Source organism: Pseudomonas sp. LA5 (assembly GCF_028640825.1).
Taxonomy (GTDB): Bacteria; Pseudomonadota; Gammaproteobacteria; order Pseudomonadales; family Pseudomonadaceae; genus Chryseomonas; species Chryseomonas aestiva.
Map to the genome: position 1 here is coordinate 1 of NZ_JAQYZY010000060.1, position 20,746 is coordinate 20,746.

Sequence of the window (20,746 nt, forward strand, 5' to 3'; positions counted from 1 at the left end):
TGCGCCGGAAGTGGGGCGCATTATAGGGGAGTTTCAGGACAGGTCAACAGTTATTTTACGACCGAGCTGCAGCGGATCAATTCGGCCATGTCCCTGACCGCCTGCTTGAAGCCGACGAAGACTGCCTGGGCGACGATGGCGTGACCGATGTTCAGCTCGTTGATACCTGGCAGGGCCGCGATCGGCTGAACATTGTGGTAGTGCAGGCCATGGCCGGCATTGACCACCAGCCCGAGGCCGGTGGCGAATTCCACGGCCTTGGCCAGGCGCTGCAGCTCCAGGGTCTGCTCGTGCTGGGTGTCTGCCTCGGCATAGCGACCGGTGTGGAGTTCGATCACCGGGGCGCCGCAGTCCTTGGCCGCCTGAATCTGCTGCAGATCCGGGTCTATAAAGAGGGACACTTCCGAAGCGGGCAGCGCGGCAATGGCAGTGCGGATGCGCTGGACCTGCCCCAGGACATCCAGACCACCTTCGGTGGTCAGCTCTTCCCGGCGCTCGGGCACCAGGCAGACGTGCTCGGGACGGATCTCCTGCGCGAAGTCCAGCATCTCGGGGGTTAGGGCGACTTCGAGATTCATGCGGGTCTGCAGGAGCTCGCGCAGCAGGCGTACATCCCGTTCCTGGATATGGCGACGGTCCTCACGCAGGTGCAGGGTGATGCCATCCGCCCCTGCCTCTTCGGCGTCCAGTGCTGCCTTGACCGGATCCGGATATCTCGTACCCCGGGCCTGGCGCAGGGTAGCGACATGATCGATGTTGACGCCCAACAGAACACGACTGAACTCTTTCATGGCTTATTCACTTGGCTTGGCGAACAATTCGCGACTCATCAGGGGTTTGCTGCCCAGGTGCGGCGCCAGGGCCTGGCGCATCAGGCGCTTGGCAGCGCGGACTACCGTGGGATCGTCCCATTCGCCACGATCCAGTGCCAGGATTTCCGCGCCGGCCAGACAGCCCGGGCGAACCTCGTCGACGGGCTCGAAGCCCTGATCCGGAATGAAGCGATAGAGACGCTGGGCTTCGATGGCCCGACCATCCAGGGCCTGGGCCAGCGAAAAACCGTAGCCCAGCAGATCAAGCAGACGCCATTCGAAGGTACGCAACAGGGGTTCGACCGGACGGCCCTGGACCAGGGCGGCCAGGGTCAGACCATAGAGTTCGAAGAGGGCGGGATAGGGATCTTCGGCGGGTAGCAGCCGGACCAGCAGTTCGTTGAGATAGAAGCCACTGAAAAGGGCCTGTCCCTGAAGCAGAAAGGGCGGCGCCAGGGCCGCCACCTTCTGCAGATTCTTCAACTCCCCTCGCCCGCTGAGCTGGGCTTCGAGCGGAATGAAGGGTCTGGCCAGACTTCCGGAGCGGGAGCGGGCCGCGCGCAATACGGTACGGACCCGGCCAAAGGCGCCGAACACATCCACCAGCGCACTGCTTTCCCGGTAGGGGCGCGAATGCAGGACGAACAGCGGCTCGGACGCCTGCATCGCTAGAGGTCGGAATAACCCAGAGAGCGCAGGGCACGCTCGTCATCGGACCAGCCGCCTTTGACCTTGACCCAGAGGTTGAGCATGACCTTGGCGTCGAACAGGGTTTCCATGTCGTGGCGGGCTTCCTGGCCGATCCGCTTGATGCGCTCGCCGGCCTGGCCGATGAGGATCTTCTTCTGGCCATCACGCTCGACCAGAATCAGGCCGTGGATGTGCAGCACGCCGTTGTCGTACTTGAATTCCTCGATCTCGACCGCGACCTGATAGGGCAACTCCGCCCCCAGCTGGCGCATGATCTTTTCCCGGATCAGCTCGGCCGCGAGAAAGCGGCTGGATCTGTCGGTGATCTGGTCCTCGGGGAAGAAGTGGTCACCTTCCGGCAGACGTTCGGCGACCAGCTCTTCGAGGGCGTCGAGATTGTGGCCATGCTGGGCGGAGATCGGAATGAGCGCGGCTTCCGGCAACTGCTCCTGCAGCCATTGCAGGTGCGGCAGCATGTCGGCCTTGTCTTCCAGGCGATCCATCTTGTTGACGGCGAGCAGCACCGGGCACTTCACGAAGCGCACCCGCTCCAGCACCATCTGGTCTTCGTCGGTCCAGCGGGTGCGATCGACCACGAACACCACGACGTCCACATCGCGCAGGGCGGTGACGGCCGTCTTGTTCATGAAGCGGTTGAGCGCCTTCTGGTTTTCCTTGTGCAGACCGGGGGTATCCACATAGATGGTCTGGACCTCACCCTCGGTCTTGATGCCAAGCATGTTGTGCCGGGTGGTCTGCGGCTTGCGCGAGGTGATGGCCAGCTTCTGCCCCAGGATATGGTTGAGCAGCGTGGACTTGCCAACGTTGGGGCGACCCACGATGGCTACGTAGCCGCAGCGCGATGCCTTCAGCTCATCATTCATGACCATTCTCCACGCCCAGGGCGATCAAGGCCGCCGAGGCCGCTATCTGTTCGGCGATGCGGCGACTGGCGCCCTGCCCCGTCGTCTTTTCGTTGAGCATGGCGATCTCGCATTCGACGAAGAAGACCCGGCAATGGGGCTCTCCTTCGATGGCGACCACCTCGTAGCGCGGCAGGTCGCAGGCGCGCGCCTGGAGAAACTCCTGCAGCCGCGTCTTGGGATCCTTGTTGGTATCCACCGGCGTCAGCTCGCGCAGTTGCGGACCCAGCCAGGCCATGACCCGGTCTTTCGCCGCGTCCATGCCGGCATCCAGATAGATGCCGCCGATCAGGGCTTCCATGGCATCGGCGAGAATGGATTCGCGACGAAAGCCGCCGCTCTTCAGCTCACCGGAACCCAGGCGCAGGTAGTCACCGAGTTCGAAGCTGCGGGCCAGCAGCGCCAGGGTCTCGCCTTTCACCAGCTTGGCCCGCAAGCGGGACAGCTGGCCTTCACGGGCCTGGGGGAAGTGATCGTAGAGGGCTTCGCCAATGATGAAGTTGAGGATGGCGTCGCCGAGAAATTCCAGGCGTTCGTTGTTGCGACCGGCAAAGCTGCGGTGCGTGAGGGCGAGCAGCATCAGGTCCGGGTCCTGGAAGGTATAACCCAGCCGACGCTCGAGGCGATCTAGAGATAAAGTCACGGGAGATTTATACGGAAATCACGATTGAAACGAACGACCAGATCGATGTTGCGGATCAGGTGTTCACGTTTTTCATAGTCGAGGTGGATCTGCAGGTGGTTGCCGTCGGCTTCGACGCGCATGGCCTTTTGCAGATCGAGATCACGGATGTCGTTCACCTGCATACCCTTCCCCACGTAGCTGTAGACGTCGGACACGCTGCGAATCTGGTTATCGGGGTTGTCGCCGATGGATTCGATGACCTTGGTCAGAGCATTGTAGTCCAGGTAATGCGGAACGAGTTTCATGGCCGTGCTGGCCAGGAAGGCGATGACGCAGAGTCCGAGCAGACCACCGAGAAACGACAGACCCTGCTGACGCGACGGGAGACCGGGCACTCTGCGTTCATTCATCTGATGATACCTACGCGAGACAGGGTGGGCATGCTCTGCAGCTTGGGCTCCGGCCAGCTCAGCCAGACGGCGAAGGCCTTGCCGACGATGTTGCGGTCGGGAACCATGCCCAGCAGATCACGGGGAATGTTGGGATCGTCCCAGTAGCGACTGTCGTTGGAGTTGTCGCGGTTGTCACCCATCATGAAGTAGTGACCGGCCGGCACCTTCCACTCGTGGTCGGGCTCCATGCGGTAGCGGGTCATCTCTTCGCGGATCAGGTGTTCGGCCTTGCCCAGTTGTTCCTTGAACAGCTTGACGCTGCCCAGCGAACCCGGCTCGTCGCCTACCAGCTCCTCGCTGACGCGCTGGCCGTTGATGTACAGCTGCTTGTCGCTGGTATAGCGGATGGTATCGCCCGGCACGCCGATCACGCGCTTGATGTAGTTGACGCTGGGATCGCTGGGATAGCGGAACACCATGACGTCGCCACGCTGCGGATCACCGATCGGGATGACCTTGAGATCGATCACCGGCAGGCGGATGCCGTAGGCGAATTTGTTCACCAGGATGAAGTCGCCCACTTCCAGGGTCGGCTTCATGGAGCCCGAAGGAATCTGGAACGGCTCCACCAGGAAGGATCTCAGGATCAGCACGATGGCCAGGACGGGAAAGAAGGACTTCCCGTACTCGACCAGCGCCGGTTCCTTGTTCAACTGCTCCAGGACCACGGGATCAGGCTCGCTGACCTGCTGCCCGTAGGTCTGGATCGCCTTGCGACGACGCGGTGCGAGCACCAGCAGATCGATGAGCGCCAGGGCGCCGCAGACGGCGACCGCGAGAACCAGCAACAGAGGGAAGTTCCAGGACATGGGCTTCAGCTATCCACCTTGAGCACGGCCAGGAAGGCCTCTTGAGGAATCTCTACGCTACCAACCTGCTTCATGCGTTTCTTGCCCGCCTTCTGCTTTTCCAGCAGCTTGCGCTTACGGGAGACGTCACCGCCATAGCATTTGGCCAGGACGTTCTTGCGCAGCGCCTTGACGGTGGTGCGGGCGACGATCTGACCGCCAATGGCTGCCTGGATCGCCACGTCGAACATCTGCCGCGGGATCAGCTCCTTCATCTTCTCGGTCAGGGCGCGACCCTTGTAGTGCGCCTTGTCGCGATGGACGATCAGGGCCAGGGCGTCGACCTTCTCGCCGTTGATGAGGACGTCGAGCTTGACCAGGCTGGCCGCCTCGAAGCGATCGAAGCTGTAATCGAGCGACGCATAGCCGCGACTCACCGACTTCAGGCGGTCGAAGAAGTCCAGTACCACCTCGTTCATCGGCAGGTCGTAGCTGACCTGCACCTGGCTGCTGAGGAACTGCATGTCGCGCTGGACGCCACGCTTTTCAATGCACAGGGTGATGACGTTGCCCAGGTGCTCCTGGGGTACCAGGATGTTGGCGCGGACGATGGGCTCGCGCATCTCGGCGACGGAGGCCAGGTCCGGCAGTTTCGAGGGGTTGTCGACATAGATGGTGCTGCCATCCTTGAGCACCACCTCGAAGACCACGGTCGGCGCCGTGGTGATGAGGTCGAGATCATATTCGCGCTCCAGGCGCTCCTGGATGATCTCCATGTGCAGCATGCCGAGGAAGCCGATGCGGAAGCCGAAGCCGAGGGCCTCGGAGCTTTCCGGCTCGTATTGCAGGGCCGCGTCGTTGAGGGTGAGCTTCTGCAGCGCTTCGCGGAAGTCCTCGAAGTCGTCGGAGCTGACCGGGAACAGACCGGCGTAGACCTGCGGCTTGACCCGCTGGAAGCCCGGCAGCATGGCCACGTCAGGGGTGGCGCTGAGGGTCAGGGTGTCACCGACCGGAGCACCGAGGATTTCCTTGATGCCGGCGATGATGAAGCCTACTTCACCAGCCTTCAGGTCAGGCATCTCGGTGTGCTTGGGCGAGAAGACACCGACGCTGTCGACCTGGTGCACCTTGCCGGTGGACTTGACCAGGATCTTGTCGCCCTTCTTGACCCGACCGTGCTTGACGCGCACCAGCGAGACGACGCCCAGGTAGTTGTCGAACCAGGAGTCGATGATCAGGGCCTGCAGCGGTGCGTCGATCTCGCCTTCCGGCGGCGGAATGACCTTGACCAGTTGTTCGAGCACCTCGGGTACGCCCATGCCGCTCTTGGCACTGCAGGGCACGGCGTCGGTGGCATCGATGCCGATGATGTGCTCGATCTCGGCCTTGACCTTGTCCGGATCGGCCTGGGGCAGATCCATCTTGTTCAACACCGGCATGACCTCGAGGCCCTGCTCGATGGCGGTGTAGCAGTTGGCGACCGACTGGGCTTCCACGCCCTGCCCCGCGTCCACCACCAGCAGCGCGCCTTCGCAGGCGGCCAGCGAGCGGCTGACTTCATAGGTGAAGTCGACGTGGCCAGGGGTATCGATGAAGTTGAGCTGGTAGGTCTTACCATCTTCGGCCTTGTAGTACAGCGTAACGCTGTGGGCCTTGATGGTGATGCCGCGCTCACGCTCGAGATCCATGGAATCCAGGACCTGGGCCTCCATTTCTCGGTCGCTCAAACCACCACACATCTGGATGAACCGATCCGCAAGCGTCGACTTGCCGTGATCGATGTGGGCGATGATGGAGAAATTGCGGATATGGCTCAGATCACTCACGAATCAGCACTCGAATAGCCAGCGGCGGAACATCCGCCGGGAAAATAGCGGGGGAGTTTACCTGAATGCGGCAAACAAGGGGACTCGCGCCGTTCGAGCGGACAAAAAGAAGGGGCGGTCGCCCGCCCCTGCGCGCCTGCCTTGCCGTTACTTGCCCGGCAGCTTGAAGGTGATGAAGCTGGCGCGACCGTCGCGCACCACGCGCATCGAGATGGAACGACCCGCCGGCAGCGCCGAGGTGATCTTCTCGAAGGCCGGGGCCGATTCGATCGGCTGGTTGTTCAGGTGGGTGATGACATCGCCCGGACGCAGGCCGATGGCCGCAGCGGGACCGTCGCCACTCAACTTGTTGATGACCACACCGCCCTGGATATCCAGGGTCTTCTTCTGCTCGGGCGTCAGATTGGCGACGGCGATGCCCAGGCGATTGCTGGCGCGGTCGGAGCCACGCTCGCCACCGGAAGCGGCCTGGTCATCCTTGGGCATGTCGCCCACGGTGACGCTGAGGTTCTGCCGCTTGCCTTCGCGGATGATCTCCATGTCGGCCTTGGCACCCGGCTTGAGGTTGCCGATCAGGTGCGGCAGGTCGGCGGACTCCTCGATCTTCTGACCATTGACCGAGAGGATGACGTCACCCACCTTGATGCCGCTCTTGGCGGCGGGACCGTCGTCCAGGGTCTGGGCGACCAGGGCACCCGCCGGACGATCCAGGCCGAAGGATTCGGCAAGGTCCTTGTCCACTTCCTGGATGACCACGCCGAGCCAGCCGCGACTGACCTTGCCTTCGGTCTTGAGCTGGTTGGCCACGTTCATGGCGACGTCGATCGGGATGGCGAAGGACAGCCCCATGAAGCCCCCGGAGCGGGTGAAGATCTGCGAGTTGATCCCGACCACTTCCCCCTTGAGGTTGAACAGGGGGCCGCCGGAGTTGCCCGGGTTGATGGCTACGTCGGTCTGGATGAAGGGGACGTAGCTTTCATTGGGCAGGCTGCGACCCTTGGCGCTGACAATGCCGGCGGTGACCGAATGATCGAAGCCGAAGGGTGAGCCGATGGCCAGCACCCATTCACCCACTTTGAGCTGGTCGGAGTTGCCCAGCTTGAGGGTAGGCAGGTCCTTGGCGTCGATCTTCAGCAGGGCCACGTCGGTGCGGGGATCCGCGCCGATCAGTTTGGCGGTATGGTCGCTGCGGTCGGACAGGCGCACCAGGATCTCGTCGGCATCGGCGACCACATGATTGTTGGTCAGGATGTAGCCATCGGGCGAGATGATGAAGCCGGAACCCAGCGACTGGGCCTGCTCCTGCTTGCCCCGGGGACTGCGCGGCATCTGCGGAATGCTGCGCTCGAAGAATTCACGGATACCCGGTGGCAGGCCTTCCAGGTCGGGCATGGTCATGGCGCCGGCGCCGCGACCTTCGGCAATTTTCTGCCGGGTGCTGATGTTGACGACCGCGGGAGATGCCGCCTCGACCAGCCCGGTGAAATCCGGCAGATCGGCCCGGGCCATGGCCGTCATTCCCATCAGCCAGAGCCCCATCAGGGCAGCCGTGTAATGCTTTAGATTGCGCATGCGCATGCAGCTCCACTCTATCCAATGACTTGAACACATCGCTGGCGACCTGCCTTTCCGGGATCGGAGGCACTGTCAGTGACGACTGGCAGCAGAAATACCACGCCCTTGCTGAACGATAGCTTTCGAAGCTTTTTTGCGACCTGGTCGAAAATCTCCAGGGCAAAAAAAACGGCGCCTGGAGCTGGGCTCCGGGCGCCGTTTCGAGGTGAAGCCAGCGGATCAGCGCTGGGCAGGAGCGTCCTGCTTTTCACCTGCTGCAGGCTGATCAGCCTTGACCTGGGCGTTGGCCTTGGTGCTTTCTTCGCTGAAGCTGGCCAATACAGCCGGGCTACGTGCGGGTTGTGGCACGGTCAGCTGGCTCGGCGCCTGCTGGGCCAGACCCTGGGTGGAGACGTCGGACTGGTTGTACATCCGCACGCCCGCCAGTACGGCGAAGGTCACGGACGCAGCGACCGCGACACGACCCAGGCTCGACCAACGACCCTTGCTCGCCTGAGCGGCAACAGGTGCTGCTACTGGCGCTGTGGCGACCTCATCACGCTCCAGCGTGGTGGTGACGCCTTTGGCGATATCCAGATTCGGCAGCATGGGCTCACCGCGAATCACGGCGCTGACCATGGCGTAGCGCGACCAGGTGGCGCGCAATTCCGGGTCCTTGCTGACCTCGGCGATGACGCGCCGGGTTTCGAATTCGTCCGCTTCGTTATCCATAACAGCGGACAGGGATTCCAGCAGGGCTTCACGACTCATACGTATTACCTCTCTAAAAGCTGTCGCCGCTGTCTATGCATCACGCAGCAGGGGCTGCAATGCTTTGTCTATCGCTTCCCGAGCCCGGAAAATCCGGGACCGGACCGTTCCCACCGGACATTGCATAACATTGGCAATGTCCTCGTAGCTGAGGCCTTCGAACTCGCGAAGAGTCAGCGCGGTGCGCAGATCTTCCGGGAGTTGCTGGATGGTCCGATGCACGGTGGCCTCGATCTCATCCCGCAAAAGGGACCGCTCCGGGGACTCGATATCCTTTAGAGCATGGTCGCCTTCATAAAATTCCGCATCTTCGGCACTGACGTCGCTATCCGGTGGACGACGACCCCGGGCAACCAGATGGTTCTTTGCCGTGTTGATGGCGATGCGATAGAGCCAGGTGTAGAAAGCACTATCGCCACGGAAGTTCCCGAGGGCACGATAGGCTTTGATAAAAGCCTCCTGAGCGACGTCCTGGGCTTCCTGGGTATCGTGGACGAAACGCACGATCAGACCGAGAATCTTGTGCTGATACTTGAGCACCAGCAGGTCAAAGGCACGCTTGTCGCCGCGCTGTACGCGCTCGACCAGTTGTTGATCCTGCTCCTGAGTGGGCAGGACTTGCTTGCTATCCTTGGCTTGCAGCTCGGTATCGTCCTTGCCTTCACTATCGACGCGCGCTGCTAGACTGGGCTGTTGCACGAAGTTTCTCCCCTCCACAGCAGTTGATGAGCGAGCACTGAAATGGCTGCTAATCGCTCCTGGGTATCACTGATTTAGCTTTGGCAGATGGCCCATTCTCGTCCAGGCACTCCGGCCGCACGGATGAGCGATTATCTGTACATAGACCCCGTTTGACGCCCGCGAGTTCCCTGCCCCCTTGCCATCGATGGCTATGCCGTCAGTCGCCGTGTTCCTATACTCGCCGTCTCGGTGAGAAGGAAACGTCATGGCGCGTCATCTGGAATTCGATGTCCTGGTAATCGGCAGTGGCGCCGCAGGCCTGACGCTTGCGCTCAATCTGCCCGCGACGCTGTCGATCGCGGTGCTGAGCAAGGGCGAGTTGGCGCATGGCTCGACCTACTGGGCGCAGGGGGGTGTCGCCGCCGTGCTGGACGAGGGCGATACCGTCGAGGCGCACGTGCAGGATACCCTAGTCGCGGGCGCCGGGCTGTGTGACGAAGCCGCTGTGCGCTTCACCGTCGAGCACAGCCGCGAGGCCATGCAGTGGCTGATCGACCAGGGCGTACCCTTCACCCGCGAGCAGGACGGCGCCAAGGGTGGCCTGGGCTTTCACCTGACCCGGGAAGGCGGCCACAGCCACAGACGCATCATTCACGCCGCCGATGCCACCGGCATGGCGATCTTCGACACCCTGCTGCGGACCGCGGAAGGCCGTCCCAATATCCAGCTGCTCAGCCAGCGCGTGGCGGTGGATCTGATCACCACGGAAAAACTCGGCCGGCCGGGTACGCACTGCCTGGGCGCCTATGTGCTCGACCGCACCAGCGACCAGGTGGATACCCTGCACGCGCGTTTCACGGTGCTGGCCACTGGTGGCGCCAGCAAGGCCTACCTCTATAGCACCAACCAGGACAGCGCCAGCGGTGACGGCATCGCCATGGCCTGGCGCGCCGGCTGCTCGGTAGCCAATCTGGAATTCAACCAGTTCCATCCTACCTGCCTCTATCACCCCCATGCGCGGAGCTTCCTGATCACCGAAGCCCTGCGTGGCGAGGGGGCCGTATTGCGCCTGCCCGATGGCGAGCGTTTCATGCCGCGCTTCGACCCCCGCGCCGACCTGGCACCGCGCGACGTGGTGGCGCGGGCCATCGATCACGAGATGAAGCGCCTGGGCATCGACTGCGTCTTTCTCGACATCAGCCACAAGCCGGCGGACTTCGTGCAGGAGCACTTCCCGACGGTCTATCGCCGCTGCCTGGAACTGGGCATCGACATTACCCGCGATCCGATCCCCGTGGTACCGGCCGCGCACTACACCTGTGGCGGGGTGCGCGTCGATGAGCACGGGCGCTCGGATCTGGCCGGTCTCTACGCCATCGGCGAAACCAGCTGTACCGGTCTGCATGGCGCCAATCGCATGGCCAGCAATTCATTGCTGGAGTGCTTCGTCTATGCGCGCTCGGCGGCACTGGACATTCAGGCGCAAGAAGCCGAGATCGCCATGCCGTGTGACCTGCCCGACTGGGATGCCAGCCAGGTGACGGACTCGGACGAGGACGTGGTGATCGCGCACAACTGGGACGAGCTGCGGCGCTTCATGTGGGACTACGTCGGCATCGTGCGCACCTCCAAGCGACTGGTGCGCGCCCGCCATCGGATTCGGCTGCTGATGGACGAGATCGACGAGTTCTACAGCAACTATAGAGTGAGTCGCGATCTGATCGAGTTGCGCAACCTGGCGCAGGTCGCGGAGTTGATCATCGAGAGCGCCCTCGCCCGTCAGGAGAGTCGCGGCCTGCACTTCACCCTGGACTATCCGCAGCTCGCCAGCACGGCCCGGGACACTATTCTGGTGCCGCGAACCGACGCGGCGCGAAGCGAAGCCTGACTCTCAGGCGGCGATGGGCGTCCGCGGTGAGGCTGTCGCGCGCGATGCAGAGACTGCGGGTGCGTCTTTCGTCCGGCACCCGATAACGCAGCACCACCAACCGCGCCAGGGCCAGGCTGTCAGGGCGCACCTGGATGGCCTGCCAACCGGTCGCTGGCGACCAGAGCTGCCAACCCTCGGCGCCATGCCGCAGCCGCCGTGGCACGCCCGGGTAGCGCTGCTGGAGCTGGCGCTGGCGCACGCGCTGCCAAGACCAGAGCACCAGCAGCGTCAGCAGGGGCTTGAGCGTCCAGGGAATGGCCGCCAGCCAGGGGCAGATCCCCGCGCCGAAGGCGGCCAAGGCGTGCAGCCGCAGGAGGCCGGCAGAGGCGCTCCAGCGGCATTCGAGGGGCTCAAGCCGGCTGGACACGGTCCAGGATCATGCGCACGATGAGCTGCAGATCGGCGTCTTCCGGTTCGCCACGCTGCATGAACCAGTGGAACATGTCCTGATCCTCGCACTCGAGCAGCTTGCGATAGCGCGCCTGGTCTTCCGCGCCCAGGGAGGAATAGACCTCCTTGACGAAGGGCACCAGCAATACATCCAGTTCCAGCATGCCGCGACGGCTGTGCCAGTACAATCTGTTGAGTTCGGTAGCTTCGGTACTCATGGGGACTCCTGCGACAATCGGCGCAGTATAAGCCCGAAGCGCCCCGCCGCGCAGTGCGCCTGACATTCACCCCGGGCACGCCTATGATGAGCGGCTTCACTCGACACGGAGCTGCTGCCGCAATGGCCGACTCGCCGTATTTCTGCCGCTTGACCCACGAAGGCGTCCTGGCCCTCCGCGGGGTCGATGCGACCAAGTTTCTCCAGGGGCAGGTGACCTGCAACCTCAACTATCTCGCTGACGACCAGGCCGGCCTGGGGGGTCGCTGCACGCCCAAGGGGCGCCTGGTGTCCAGCTTCCGCATCGTCAAGCAGGCCGACGGCTATCTGCTGGCGATGGCCGCGGAGCTGGTCGAGCCCTTGCTGACCGATCTGAAGAAGTATGCGGTCTTCTCCAAGTCGACGCTGACCGATGAAAGCAGCCACTGGCAACGCCTGGGGCTCTCTGCCGCCGGCTTCGCCAGCGCCTATCCCGACGTCGTGCTGGGTGACCAGGCCAATGCCGTGGCACCGCTCGATGGCGGCTTCGCCCTGCGGCTGGAGGATGGCCGGGTCGAGACCTGGCGCGCCGTGGACGCAGCGGCGCCAGCCTTGCCGGAGGTCGCGCTCGATGAGTGGCTGCTGGCCCAGGTGCGGGCCGGCGTGGGCCAGGTGTTCGGCGCGACCCGCGAGCTGTTCGTCCCGCAGATGATCAATCTGCAGGCGCTGGATGGCGTGAGCTTTCGCAAGGGCTGCTACACCGGCCAGGAGATCGTCGCGCGTATGCAGTACCTGGGCAAGCTCAAGCGGCGCCTCTATCGGCTCGCCGGCAGCGACCAGCCCCCCGCCGTGGGTACCGAGCTGTTCTCGCCGGTGCATGGCAGCAGCGTGGGCGAGGTGGTGCTCGCCGCGTCTAGCGCCGAGGGCTGCGAATTCCTGGCGGTGCTGCAGGGCGATGCCGCCGAGGATGGACGCGTCTCGGTGGGCAGCTCGGGCGGGCCAAACTGCCGTTTACTCGATTTGCCCTACTCACTCGATAGCGATCGTGAAATAAAGCGCTGAAGGTTGGGATCGCCTTTTCCGCTCCTCACACAGGTACGTCATGACTCCTCTTGCCGAAAAAGTTGTCCAGGATCTTCTGCACGCGATAGACACGGATCGCGTGGTGCTGCCCACCCTTCCCGAGGTGGCGCTGAAGGTCAGAGAAGCGGCCGAAGACCCCAACGTGGGTGTCGCCGAGCTGAGCCGGGTGATCGCCATGGACGCCGCCCTGACCGCGCGCCTGATCAAGGTGGTCAACAGCCCGCTGCTGCGCACCAGCAAGGAGATCACCGACCTGCAGATGGCGGTCGGGCGCCTGGGCATCAACTACACGGCGAACCTGGCCACGGGCCTGGCCATGCAGCAGATGTTCCAGGCCACCAGCGACGCCGTGGATCGCAAGATGCGCGAGGTCTGGAGCCAGGGCACCGAGATCGCCGCCATCAGCCATGCGCTGTGCAAGAAGTACACGCGCCTGATGGCCGACCGCGCCCTGCTCGCCGGCCTGGTGCACCAGATCGGCGTGCTGCCGATCCTGACCTATGCCGAAGAGCAGGAAGACCTGCTGGCCAACGCCATCACCCTCGACCAGGTGACGGCACGCATTCATTCGCAGATTGGCGAACGCATCCTCAAGGTCTGGGATTTTCCCGCGGACATCGCCTGCGTGCCGCGCGAGTACCTGGCGCTGGAGCGTCAGCCCGCGACGGCCGACTACGCCGACATCGTGCAGATCGCCACTCAGTTGCATGCCCAGCGCCAGGGTCAGGAAGGTTCGATCCAGACGCTGCCTGCCGCCATCCGCCTGGGGCTGAACAATCAGCCCGACCCAGCCAAGGATCCAGCCTTCTGGGACGCGGTGGAACAGTCGCGCACCCTGCTCGGCTGACCTAGACGTCCTCGGCGGGAAATTCGACCCGCACCCGTAGCCCGCCAAGCGCGCCGTCCAGCAACTGGATACGCGCGCGGTGGGCGGCGCAGATCTCCCCGACGATGGCCAACCCCAGACCGGCGCCCCCGGACTGCGGATCCAGGCGCTGAAAGCGCTCGAACACCTTGACCCGCGCATTGGCCGGAATGCCGGGACCGTCATCCTCGACTTCCAGCACCGCCGGCGCCAGCACCCGCACCACGATGTTGCCACCTGGCTGGCTGTGGGCCAGGGCGTTTTCTACCAGGTTGCAGAGCAGCTCGTTGAGCAGCGTCGGCTCACCGATCACCGGCGCCTTGGCGAAGGGCTCGAAGGCCAGGGCGACGCCCTTGGCATGGGTCAGCGGCGCCAGCGCCATGGCCAGCTCCCTGGCCAGTTCGCTGAGCTCCAGCCGTTCGGCGCCACCCTCGGCGATGGCCTGGGCGCCGCTCTCGATGCGTGCCAGCGACAGCAGCTGGTTGGCCAGGCGCGCCAGGCGATCGGTGCTCGCGCGGGTCTCTTCCAGGGTGGCGTACCAGGCCTGGGGCTCGCGTTCACGCAGGCCCAGTTCGACTCGCGCCTTGATCGCCGCCAGCGGGGTGCGCAATTCGTGGGCGGCGTTGGCGATGAAGTCGGCCTGGCGCTCGAACAGCCGGCGCAGGCGCAGGGTGAAGCCCTCCAGGGCATGCACCAAGGGCAGCAGTTCCTGGGGCGCCCGCACCTCGGGCAGCGGGCGCAGGTCGTCCACCCCACGCTCTTCCACGGCCTGGCGCAGGCGCTCCAGCGGTCGCAGGGCGGCGCCGACCGCCATCCACACCAGCAGGATGGCACCCAGCCCCATCAGCCCGAGGCGGATCAGGGTGTCGGTGAGCAGACTGCGGGCCACCTCCTCGCGAGCTTCGGCGGTCTCAGCGACGCGGATCTCGGCCATGCCGGTGAGATCCGGCTGGCTGACCGGCTGGGCCAGGCTGACCACCCGCACGTCCTTGCCGCGATAGGTGCTGTTGTAGAAGCGCGCCAGGGCCGGATAGTCGCGGGTCAGGGGGGCGCCCGGCGGCGGGGGCGGGATCTCTTCGTAGCCGGAGATCAGCCGGCCACGGGTATCCAGCACCTGGTAGAAGATGCGCCCCACGTTGTCGTAGGCGAAATTGTCCAGGGCGATGTAGGGCACATCGGCGCGCAGGGTGCCGTTGGACGCCGACAGGCCTGCGGCGATGGTCCGGGCCGAAGCCAGCAGCGTCCGGTCATAGGCCACGTCGGCCAGGCGCCGGCCATTGAGATAGGCCGCCAGACTGCTGATCGCCAGGATCACCGCAAGCAGGATGACCATTCGCAGCAGCAGGCGGCCACGCAGGCTGCCCGCCGCCTTCGCCACTTCAGCCATGCTGTTCTTCCAGCAGATAGCCCAGGCCGCGGAAGGTGACGATGCGTACCGCGCCGGCTTCCAGCTTCTTGCGCAGGCGGTGGACATAGATCTCGATGGCCTCGGGACTGGCCTCTTCGTCCAGGCCGAAGACCTGGGCGGCGAGTTGCTCCTTGCTCATGACCCGTCCGGGACGGGCGATCAGCGCAGCCAGCACGGCGTGCTCGCGGGAGGTGAGCGACAGCGCCTCCTCGCCCAGGGTGAAGCGCGAGGTATTGAGGTCGTAGATCAGCGGACCGCAGCGCTGCTGGCGATCGCCGCCCAGCACGCTGCGGCGCAGCAGGGCCTTGACCCGGGCTTCCAGCTCGGTGAGTTCGAAGGGCTTGGCCAGGTAGTCGTCGGCGCCAAGATTGAGGCCCTGCACCCGGTCCTTGACCTCGCCCCGGGCGGTGAGCATCAGCACCGGCAGGCGATCGCCGCGCTCGCGCAGGCGCGCCAGCACCTCGAAGCCGTCCATGCGCGGCAGGCCGACGTCGAGAATGGCCAGGGCATAGCTTTCGCTTTGTAGGGCCAGGTCGGCGGCCACGCCATCGTTGAGCAGATCGACGTTGAGCCCGGCACTTTTGAGCGCCTGGGCGACACTTTCGGCCAGAGGCGGATGATCTTCGACCAGTAGGATGCGCACGCTGACAGCTCCTGCCTAAAAGGCCCGAGTTTACCGGATAGTGGCCCCTTGACCCGTTGCCCGCCACGCACATTCGTTGCCTTTCACGACTGAAAGGCTGTTGAAAGCTTGGCGGTCTAGAGTGAAAGGTAGCGGTCCCAGAACCGCATGATGCTTGCCCAAGCGCCACCCCTGGTTGGCCAACAACAATAACAAGCGGAACGACATCCATGCTCGCCCTCGCGCAGCTCCACGTGCTCCCGTGCTACCTCTCCGAACGATCGCCGCCCTGGCGAGCCTGAGCCGTGTCCGCCTGTCAGCTTCTGAAATAACAACAAAAGGAAGACGTCGATGAGCACTACCTTGCGCACCCTCACCCTGACCCTGGCCGCCTCCGTGCTGCTGTCCGCCCAGGCCATGGCCGAACCCAAGCGTCCCGAATGCATCGCTCCGGCTTCCCCGGGCGGTGGCTTCGACCTGACCTGCAAGCTGGCCCAGAGCGGCCTGGTGGAAGCCAAGCTGCTGGACAGGCCCATGCGCGTAACCTACATGCCCGGCGGCGTCGGCGCGGTGGCCTACAACACCGTGGTGGCTCAGCGTCCGGCGGATGGCGACACCATCGTCGCCTTCTCCAGCGGTTCGCTGCTGAACCTGGCCCAGGGCAAGTTCGGTCGCTTCGACGAGAAGGCCGTGCGCTGGCTGGCGGCGGTGGGTGCCAGCTACGGTGCCATCGCGGTCAAGGCCGATTCGCCCTACAAGACCCTGGGTGATCTGGTCGAGGCGCTGAAGAAGGATCCGAGCAAGGTGGTCATAGGTTCCGGCGGCACCGTGGGCAGCCAGGACTGGATGCAGACGGCGCTGATCGCCAAGGCCGCCGGCATCAATCCCAAGGACCTGCGCTACGTGGCCCTGGAAGGTGGCGGCGAGATCGCCACCGCGCTGCTGGGCGGCCACATCCAGGTCGGCAGCACCGACATCTCCGACTCCATGCCCCATGTCGAGGCCGGCAACATGCGCCTCCTGGCGGTCTTCGCCGAGCAGCGTTTCGACGAACCGGCGATGAAGGACATCCCCACCGCACGTGAGCAGGGCTACGACATCGTCTGGCCGGTGGTTCGCGGCTTCTATGTCGGCCCGAAGGTCACCGACGAGCAGTACAACTGGTGGAAAGCCAGCTTCGACAAGCTGCTGGCGTCCGACGACTTCGCCAAGCTGCGTGATCAGCGCGAGCTCTTCCCCTTCGCCATGACCGGTTCCGAACTGGACGCCTATGTGCAAAAGGAAGTCGCGCGCTATCGCGGCATGGCCAAGGAATTCGGCCTGATCCAGTAACAGAGCCCCCGCCCCTGGCGCCCCTCCGGGCGCCTTCGAGGATGTCGACATGATCTTCCAACGCGCCTTCATGGCGGTCTGGCTGGTGGCCGGACTCGTCATGCTGTTCATCGCCCGGGATTACCAGGCGCCCTTCTCCTACGAGCCGGTCGGTCCGCGGGCCTATCCGATGCTGATGTTCGGGCTGATGAGCCTGGGCCTCGCCTATCTGATCATTCGCCCCACGCCAATCGGCGATGGCGAAGATCAGAAGCCGCTGGACGCCTCGTCGCTGCGCAAGGTGGTGGCCTGCTGCGTCATCCTGCTGGGCTACGCCCTGACCTTCCAGCCGCTGGGCTTCCCCTTGAGCGCCTTCCTTACCGCCACCCTGTGCGGCCTGCTCTATGGCGGTCGCCTGATGCCCTGTGCCCTGGTCAGCCTGCTGCTCTCGGTAAGTCTCTATGTGCTGTTCGACCGGGTGATGGAAGTCCCCCTACCCCTTGGCGTGCTGGAATTCCTGGAAGGCTGACATGGAAACCTTGAATTTTCTGATGCAGGGCTTTGGCGTCGCCATGACGCCGACCAACCTGATCGTGGCGCTGATCGGCACCCTGATCGGCACCGTGGTGGGTCTGCTGCCGGGTCTCGGGCCGATCAACGGCATCGCCCTGCTGATCCCGGTGGCCTTCGCCCTGGGCCTGCCGCCGGAGACGTCGCTGATCCTGCTGGCGGCGGTCTATCTGGGCTGCGAATACGGCGGCCGGATCTCTTCGATCCTGCTGAACATCCCCGGCGAAGCCGCGACCATGATGACCTGTCTGGACGGCTATCCGCTGGCACGGCAAGGGATGGCGGGCGTGGCCCTGTCGCTGTCGGCCTGGAGCTCCTTCATCGGCGCCTTCATCGCCACCTGCGGCATGGTGCTGTTCTCGCCGCTGCTGGCCAAGTGGGCGATCGCCTTCGGTCCGGCGGAATACTTCGCGCTGATGGCCCTGGCCATCCTCAGCCTCTCCGGCATGGCCGCCGAGAAGCCGGTCAAGACCCTGGTCGCCGCGCTCTTCGGCCTGGCCATCGCCTCCGTGGGCATCGATGCCAACAGCGGCGTCTATCGCTTCACCTTCGACAACGTGCATCTGGCCGACGGCATCGACTTCGTGATCCTGGTGCTGGGGCTGTTCTCGGTGAGCGAACTGCTCCTGCTGCTGGAGCAGACCCATCATGGCCAGGTCGCGGTCAAGGCCACCGGGCGCATGCTGTTCAACGTGCGCGAAGCCCGCAGCGTATTCATGGTCAACATGCGCAGTTCGGTGAGCGGCTTCATCATCGGCGTCCTGCCAGGTGCTGGCGCGACCCTGGCCAGCGCCCTGGCCTACACCACCGAGAAGCGTCTGGCGGGTGCCGATGGCAAGTTCGGCAAAGGTGACCTGCGTGGCCTGGCCGCGCCGGAAACCGCCATCGGCGCGGCGGTGTGCGGCAACATGATTCCCATGCTGACCCTGGGCATCCCCGGCTCGGGCACCACCGCGGTGATGATCGGCGCCCTGACCCTGTACAACATCACCCCCGGCCCGCTGCTGTTCCAGAACGAGCCGAATCTGGTGTGGGGCCTGATCGCTTCGCTGTTCATCGCCAACGTGATGCTGCTCATCCTCAACGTGCCTATGGTGAAGATGTTCACCAAGATCCTCGATGTACCGAACTGGTCGCTGGCCCCGGCCATCGCCATCATCACCGGCATTGGCGTCTACGCGGTGCACGCCACCACCTTCGATCTGGTGCTGATGGTCTGCGTGGGCATCTTCGGCTACATCATGCGCAAGCTGGACTTCCCCCTCTCGCCGCTGCTGCTGGGCTTCATCCTCGGCGAGCTGATGGAGACCAGCCTGAGACGCGCACTGTCGATCTCCAACGGCGAAGTGGGCATTCTCTGGCAGAGCGGCATCAGCCAGGTCATCTGGATCGTCTGCATCCTGATGGTGGCCCTGCCCTTCTACCGGGTCTGGCGCAAGCGTCGCGCGCCCAAGCCCGCGACCGTCTGAAGTCGGTGACACCAGCGCCCGCGGCCGGAGTCCTTCCGCCCGCGGGCGTTTTCGTTCAGGGCGGCTAAAAAAACGTAGCGAGCGGCTGTCAGGCGGGTGCGCGCGGCGCGCAGGAACCGCATCGGGCTCGCGTACGAGTGTATGGGGGATACATGAGGATTCCGAGCACTGCACGCGCCCGTCTGGCGGACGCGCAGTAGGGTTGTTAGCTGCTCTAGGAGGACTTGAAGCTCTTCTTCGGATAGATGTCATAGCGGCTGGACTTGCCCTCCAGCACATAGCCCGGTTTCACCCCCTCGATGGCCGGCGCCTTGCGCGGGCGCTTGACCACCACCCGGTGGCTGGCGCGGGCCAGGGCCGCGGCGAGCAACGCCGGGGCGTCCAGGTCATCGCCCACCAGCGGGCGGAACAGGCGCATTTCCTTCTTCACCAGAGCGCTCTTGTCGCGATGGGGGAACATGGGATCCAGATAGATCACTTCGGGCGCCTCGCCCTCCCCGCCCTGCAGGTAGGCGGTGGAGTCGGCCTGCACCAGGGTCATCAGGGCGGCGATGCCGGCCGCTTCATGATCCCGCGCGGCGCGGGCAAGGCCGTCTTCGAGCAGGGCGGCGATCAGCGGCTGGCGCTCGACCAGCGTCACCGTGCAGCCCAGGGTCGCCAGCACGAAGGCGTCGCGGCCCAGACCCGCGGTGGCGTCGAGCACGCGCGGGCGCACGCCGGGTCCGACTCCGATGGCCTTGGCGATCATCTGGCCGGCGCCACCGCCGAACTTGCGCCTGTGCGCCGCCGCGCCCTCGACGAAGTCCACCCGTACCGGACCCGGTGCCTCCGGGCCGCGCTGCACCAGTTGCAGGCCCTGAATACCGACCTGCAGGGCGAATTCCTCGGTCGTGGCGGTGCCCAGGGGCAGGTCAAGGCGCGCGGCCCAGGCAGCGGCGGCCTCGGTGAAGGCGGGTTCCAGGGCTTCGACGATAAGCGCGGGGCGGGCGGTGGACATGGGCGACTCGCTGGCGAAAGGACCGGCCATTCTACCGGCAGACGCGAAAGCCACCCATGTCGACATGGAAATGATCGCGGTGCGCCGCGTTGTAGTCCGGTCCCAGGGTGGTATTGAAGGACCGGCAAGCCCCATCGCGTACCAGCCGCAAGAAGCGTTGGGCCTGGGGATCGCCCTTCCAGTCCCGTGCCACGCTGATGCGGCGGCCATCGGCCAGGCGCAGTCCGGCGATGTCCAGGGCGTTGGCCGTGGCGTGCTGACTGCGCCGGCCGCTGGCGCGGCCATAGATGTTGCGGCAGGCAAAGCTGCCGTAGTGCTCCACCTCGGCCACCCGCTGGCCATAGACGGCTTCGGCCGCCGGCTGCAGGCCCTGCCGCTCGAACAGCGCGAAGCTGACGGCCAGGGGACAGCTGGCGAGGAAGCTGCCGCTGAGTCTCACCCCTTCGCCGCGCTGGATGCGCACCGTCCGCTCCAGCGGGCAGTCGGCCGAACCGGCATTGCCACGTAATTCGCGATAGTTGAGCGCCGAGGTGGCCAGGGACGCCGCGCAATAGTCGGCATCGGCCTGCAGGCGCCAGAGCTTGAGTCGGGTGACGGCAGTGGTGGGTGCCTGGATGTCCAGCGGCGCCCAGGGGTTGTAGGCAGGCGGAATGCGCAGCCAGCCCTGGTCGAAGGCGGTGTGCAGACCGCCATAGAGCAGGATGACGAGACCGAGCAGGTGTCTGGCTTTCATGCGGCGCGCCGAAGAGGATCGTCAAGCGAGAGACTTCATCTGACCGGAGC

22 protein-coding genes and 1 other RNA gene are annotated in these 20,746 nt (G+C 64.6%); 6 read left to right on the forward strand and 17 right to left on the reverse strand.

The features are described from left to right. Nucleotides 1-50: 50 nt before the first annotated feature. The 10 genes from pdxJ to rpoE form a co-directional block, all read right to left on the reverse strand. A complete protein-coding gene (gene pdxJ / locus PVZ72_RS22515; RefSeq protein WP_273863047.1) occupies nt 51-791 on the reverse strand; it encodes a pyridoxine 5'-phosphate synthase in 741 nt (246 codons plus the stop codon). A gap of 3 nt (nt 792-794) precedes the next feature. Next, nucleotides 795-1,478 (reverse strand): DNA repair protein RecO, encoded by a 684-nt coding sequence (gene recO, locus PVZ72_RS22520; protein WP_187978495.1) that lies wholly within the window; start codon nt 1,476-1,478, stop codon nt 795-797. 2 nt (nt 1,479-1,480) lie between these two features. After that, nucleotides 1,481-2,386 (reverse strand): GTPase Era, encoded by a 906-nt coding sequence (era, locus tag PVZ72_RS22525; protein ID WP_133862947.1) that lies wholly within the window; start codon nt 2,384-2,386, stop codon nt 1,481-1,483. Beyond that, nucleotides 2,379-3,068, reverse strand: coding sequence for a ribonuclease III (rnc, locus tag PVZ72_RS22530; protein WP_133862948.1), 690 nt, complete (start codon nt 3,066-3,068; stop codon nt 2,379-2,381). Before rnc ends, era begins: the two co-directional genes overlap by 8 nt. Then, entirely contained in the window at nt 3,065-3,460 is a 396-nt protein-coding gene (locus tag PVZ72_RS22535) for a DUF4845 domain-containing protein (RefSeq protein ID WP_133862949.1), read from the reverse strand. Before PVZ72_RS22535 ends, rnc begins: the two co-directional genes overlap by 4 nt. Beyond that, on the reverse strand, nt 3,457-4,311 hold the full coding sequence (gene lepB, locus PVZ72_RS22540; protein WP_133862950.1) for a signal peptidase I: 855 nt from the start codon (nt 4,309-4,311) through the stop codon (nt 3,457-3,459). Before lepB ends, PVZ72_RS22535 begins: the two co-directional genes overlap by 4 nt. 5 nt (nt 4,312-4,316) lie before the next feature. Continuing rightward, nucleotides 4,317-6,116, reverse strand: coding sequence for a translation elongation factor 4 (gene lepA / locus PVZ72_RS22545; RefSeq protein WP_187978494.1), 1,800 nt, complete (start codon nt 6,114-6,116; stop codon nt 4,317-4,319). Between the two features lie 147 nt (nt 6,117-6,263). Continuing rightward, a complete protein-coding gene (locus PVZ72_RS22550; protein WP_273863048.1) occupies nt 6,264-7,688 on the reverse strand; it encodes a DegQ family serine endoprotease in 1,425 nt (474 codons plus the stop codon). 222 nt (nt 7,689-7,910) lie between these two features. Beyond that, complete coding sequence (locus tag PVZ72_RS22555) at nt 7,911-8,441, reverse strand: sigma-E factor negative regulatory protein (RefSeq protein ID WP_187978492.1); 531 nt, start codon at nt 8,439-8,441, stop codon at nt 7,911-7,913. A 33-nt stretch (nt 8,442-8,474) separates the two neighbouring features. Continuing rightward, nucleotides 8,475-9,056 carry an RNA polymerase sigma factor RpoE gene (rpoE, locus tag PVZ72_RS22560; protein ID WP_026083736.1) on the reverse strand — a complete coding sequence of 194 codons (582 nt, stop codon included), beginning with the start codon at nt 9,054-9,056 and terminating at the stop codon, nt 8,475-8,477. A 331-nt stretch (nt 9,057-9,387) separates the two neighbouring features. Here rpoE and nadB point away from each other — a divergent pair, with 331 nt between their 5' ends. Further along, nucleotides 9,388-11,010 (forward strand): L-aspartate oxidase, encoded by a 1,623-nt coding sequence (gene nadB / locus PVZ72_RS22565; RefSeq protein ID WP_273863049.1) that lies wholly within the window; start codon nt 9,388-9,390, stop codon nt 11,008-11,010. Here nadB and PVZ72_RS22570 read toward each other — a convergent pair. Together PVZ72_RS22570 and PVZ72_RS22575 are read right to left on the reverse strand one after the other, a co-directional pair. Beyond that, a complete protein-coding gene (locus tag PVZ72_RS22570) occupies nt 10,967-11,419 on the reverse strand; it encodes a protein YgfX (protein ID WP_273863050.1) in 453 nt (150 codons plus the stop codon). The two genes, nadB and PVZ72_RS22570, sit on opposite strands and share 44 nt — an antisense overlap. Then, nucleotides 11,403-11,660 (reverse strand): FAD assembly factor SdhE, encoded by a 258-nt coding sequence (locus PVZ72_RS22575; RefSeq protein WP_133862956.1) that lies wholly within the window; start codon nt 11,658-11,660, stop codon nt 11,403-11,405. The genes PVZ72_RS22570 and PVZ72_RS22575 overlap by 17 nt, the downstream gene beginning before the upstream one ends. Nucleotides 11,661-11,782: 122 nt before the next feature. On the opposite strand from PVZ72_RS22575, the gene ygfZ reads away from it, so the two are divergent. Next, complete coding sequence (ygfZ, locus tag PVZ72_RS22580; RefSeq protein WP_273863051.1) at nt 11,783-12,700, forward strand: CAF17-like 4Fe-4S cluster assembly/insertion protein YgfZ; 918 nt, start codon at nt 11,783-11,785, stop codon at nt 12,698-12,700. Between the two features lie 40 nt (nt 12,701-12,740). Beyond that, on the forward strand, nt 12,741-13,568 hold the full coding sequence (locus PVZ72_RS22585; RefSeq protein WP_273863052.1) for an HDOD domain-containing protein: 828 nt from the start codon (nt 12,741-12,743) through the stop codon (nt 13,566-13,568). A 1-nt stretch (nt 13,569) separates the two neighbouring features. Here the strand turns inward: PVZ72_RS22585 and PVZ72_RS22590 are convergent, their stop codons facing one another. Together PVZ72_RS22590 and PVZ72_RS22595 are read right to left on the reverse strand one after the other, a co-directional pair. Continuing rightward, nucleotides 13,570-14,973: a sensor histidine kinase gene (locus PVZ72_RS22590; RefSeq protein WP_273863053.1), complete on the reverse strand. Its 1,404-nt coding sequence runs from the start codon at nt 14,971-14,973 to the stop codon at nt 13,570-13,572. Then, nucleotides 14,966-15,637 carry a response regulator gene (locus PVZ72_RS22595; protein WP_059313739.1) on the reverse strand — a complete coding sequence of 224 codons (672 nt, stop codon included), beginning with the start codon at nt 15,635-15,637 and terminating at the stop codon, nt 14,966-14,968. The genes PVZ72_RS22590 and PVZ72_RS22595 overlap by 8 nt, the downstream gene beginning before the upstream one ends. A gap of 330 nt (nt 15,638-15,967) precedes the next feature. Here PVZ72_RS22595 and PVZ72_RS22600 point away from each other — a divergent pair, with 330 nt between their 5' ends. The 3 genes from PVZ72_RS22600 to PVZ72_RS22610 are packed head-to-tail and all read left to right on the forward strand — an operon-like array spanning nt 15,968 to nt 18,966. Further along, the gene (locus PVZ72_RS22600) at nt 15,968-16,948 is read left to right on the forward strand and encodes a Bug family tripartite tricarboxylate transporter substrate binding protein (protein WP_133862960.1); all 981 of its coding nucleotides are present in this window, start codon (nt 15,968-15,970) and stop codon (nt 16,946-16,948) included. A gap of 49 nt (nt 16,949-16,997) precedes the next feature. Next, entirely contained in the window at nt 16,998-17,456 is a 459-nt protein-coding gene (locus tag PVZ72_RS22605; RefSeq protein WP_017640135.1) for a tripartite tricarboxylate transporter TctB family protein, read from the forward strand. Between the two features lies 1 nt (nt 17,457). Continuing rightward, nucleotides 17,458-18,966: a tripartite tricarboxylate transporter permease gene (locus tag PVZ72_RS22610; protein ID WP_273863054.1), complete on the forward strand. Its 1,509-nt coding sequence runs from the start codon at nt 17,458-17,460 to the stop codon at nt 18,964-18,966. 62 nt (nt 18,967-19,028) lie between these two features. On the opposite strand, the gene PVZ72_RS22615 is transcribed toward PVZ72_RS22610, so the two are convergent. From PVZ72_RS22615 to PVZ72_RS22625, 3 genes are all read right to left on the reverse strand, one after another. Next, a non-coding RNA gene (locus PVZ72_RS22615) (sX9 sRNA) lies at nt 19,029-19,099 on the reverse strand. Between the two features lie 81 nt (nt 19,100-19,180). Further along, nucleotides 19,181-19,963, reverse strand: coding sequence for a class I SAM-dependent methyltransferase (locus tag PVZ72_RS22620; protein ID WP_273863055.1), 783 nt, complete (start codon nt 19,961-19,963; stop codon nt 19,181-19,183). Nucleotides 19,964-19,994: 31 nt separating this feature from the next. Further along, the gene (locus PVZ72_RS22625; protein ID WP_273863056.1) at nt 19,995-20,696 is read right to left on the reverse strand and encodes an extensin-like domain-containing protein; all 702 of its coding nucleotides are present in this window, start codon (nt 20,694-20,696) and stop codon (nt 19,995-19,997) included. Between the last annotated feature and the right edge of the window lie 50 nt (nt 20,697-20,746).

Excerpts from the sequence above, each read along its gene's own strand:
- PVZ72_RS22610 (WP_273863054.1), top strand. The coding sequence starts at position 17,458 with ATGGAAACCTTGAATTTTCTGATGCAGGGCTTTGGCGTCGCCATGACG.
- PVZ72_RS22620 (WP_273863055.1), bottom strand. The coding sequence starts at position 19,963 with ATGTCCACCGCCCGCCCCGCGCTTATCGTCGAAGCCCTGGAACCCGCC.
- PVZ72_RS22575 (WP_133862956.1), bottom strand. The coding sequence starts at position 11,660 with ATGAGTACCGAAGCTACCGAACTCAACAGATTGTACTGGCACAGCCGT.
- era (WP_133862947.1), bottom strand. The coding sequence starts at position 2,386 with ATGAATGATGAGCTGAAGGCATCGCGCTGCGGCTACGTAGCCATCGTG.
- PVZ72_RS22625 (WP_273863056.1), bottom strand. The coding sequence starts at position 20,696 with ATGAAAGCCAGACACCTGCTCGGTCTCGTCATCCTGCTCTATGGCGGT.
- PVZ72_RS22590 (WP_273863053.1), bottom strand. The coding sequence starts at position 14,973 with ATGGCTGAAGTGGCGAAGGCGGCGGGCAGCCTGCGTGGCCGCCTGCTG.
- PVZ72_RS22535 (WP_133862949.1), bottom strand. The coding sequence starts at position 3,460 with ATGAATGAACGCAGAGTGCCCGGTCTCCCGTCGCGTCAGCAGGGTCTG.
- lepB (WP_133862950.1), bottom strand. The coding sequence starts at position 4,311 with ATGTCCTGGAACTTCCCTCTGTTGCTGGTTCTCGCGGTCGCCGTCTGC.
- PVZ72_RS22605 (WP_017640135.1), top strand. The coding sequence starts at position 16,998 with ATGATCTTCCAACGCGCCTTCATGGCGGTCTGGCTGGTGGCCGGACTC.
- PVZ72_RS22550 (WP_273863048.1), bottom strand. The coding sequence starts at position 7,688 with ATGCGCAATCTAAAGCATTACACGGCTGCCCTGATGGGGCTCTGGCTG.
- PVZ72_RS22585 (WP_273863052.1), top strand. The coding sequence starts at position 12,741 with ATGACTCCTCTTGCCGAAAAAGTTGTCCAGGATCTTCTGCACGCGATA.
- PVZ72_RS22555 (WP_187978492.1), bottom strand. The coding sequence starts at position 8,441 with ATGAGTCGTGAAGCCCTGCTGGAATCCCTGTCCGCTGTTATGGATAAC.
- pdxJ (WP_273863047.1), bottom strand. The coding sequence starts at position 791 with ATGAAAGAGTTCAGTCGTGTTCTGTTGGGCGTCAACATCGATCATGTC.
- PVZ72_RS22600 (WP_133862960.1), top strand. The coding sequence starts at position 15,968 with ATGAGCACTACCTTGCGCACCCTCACCCTGACCCTGGCCGCCTCCGTG.
- nadB (WP_273863049.1), top strand. The coding sequence starts at position 9,388 with ATGGCGCGTCATCTGGAATTCGATGTCCTGGTAATCGGCAGTGGCGCC.
- ygfZ (WP_273863051.1), top strand. The coding sequence starts at position 11,783 with ATGGCCGACTCGCCGTATTTCTGCCGCTTGACCCACGAAGGCGTCCTG.
- recO (WP_187978495.1), bottom strand. The coding sequence starts at position 1,478 with ATGCAGGCGTCCGAGCCGCTGTTCGTCCTGCATTCGCGCCCCTACCGG.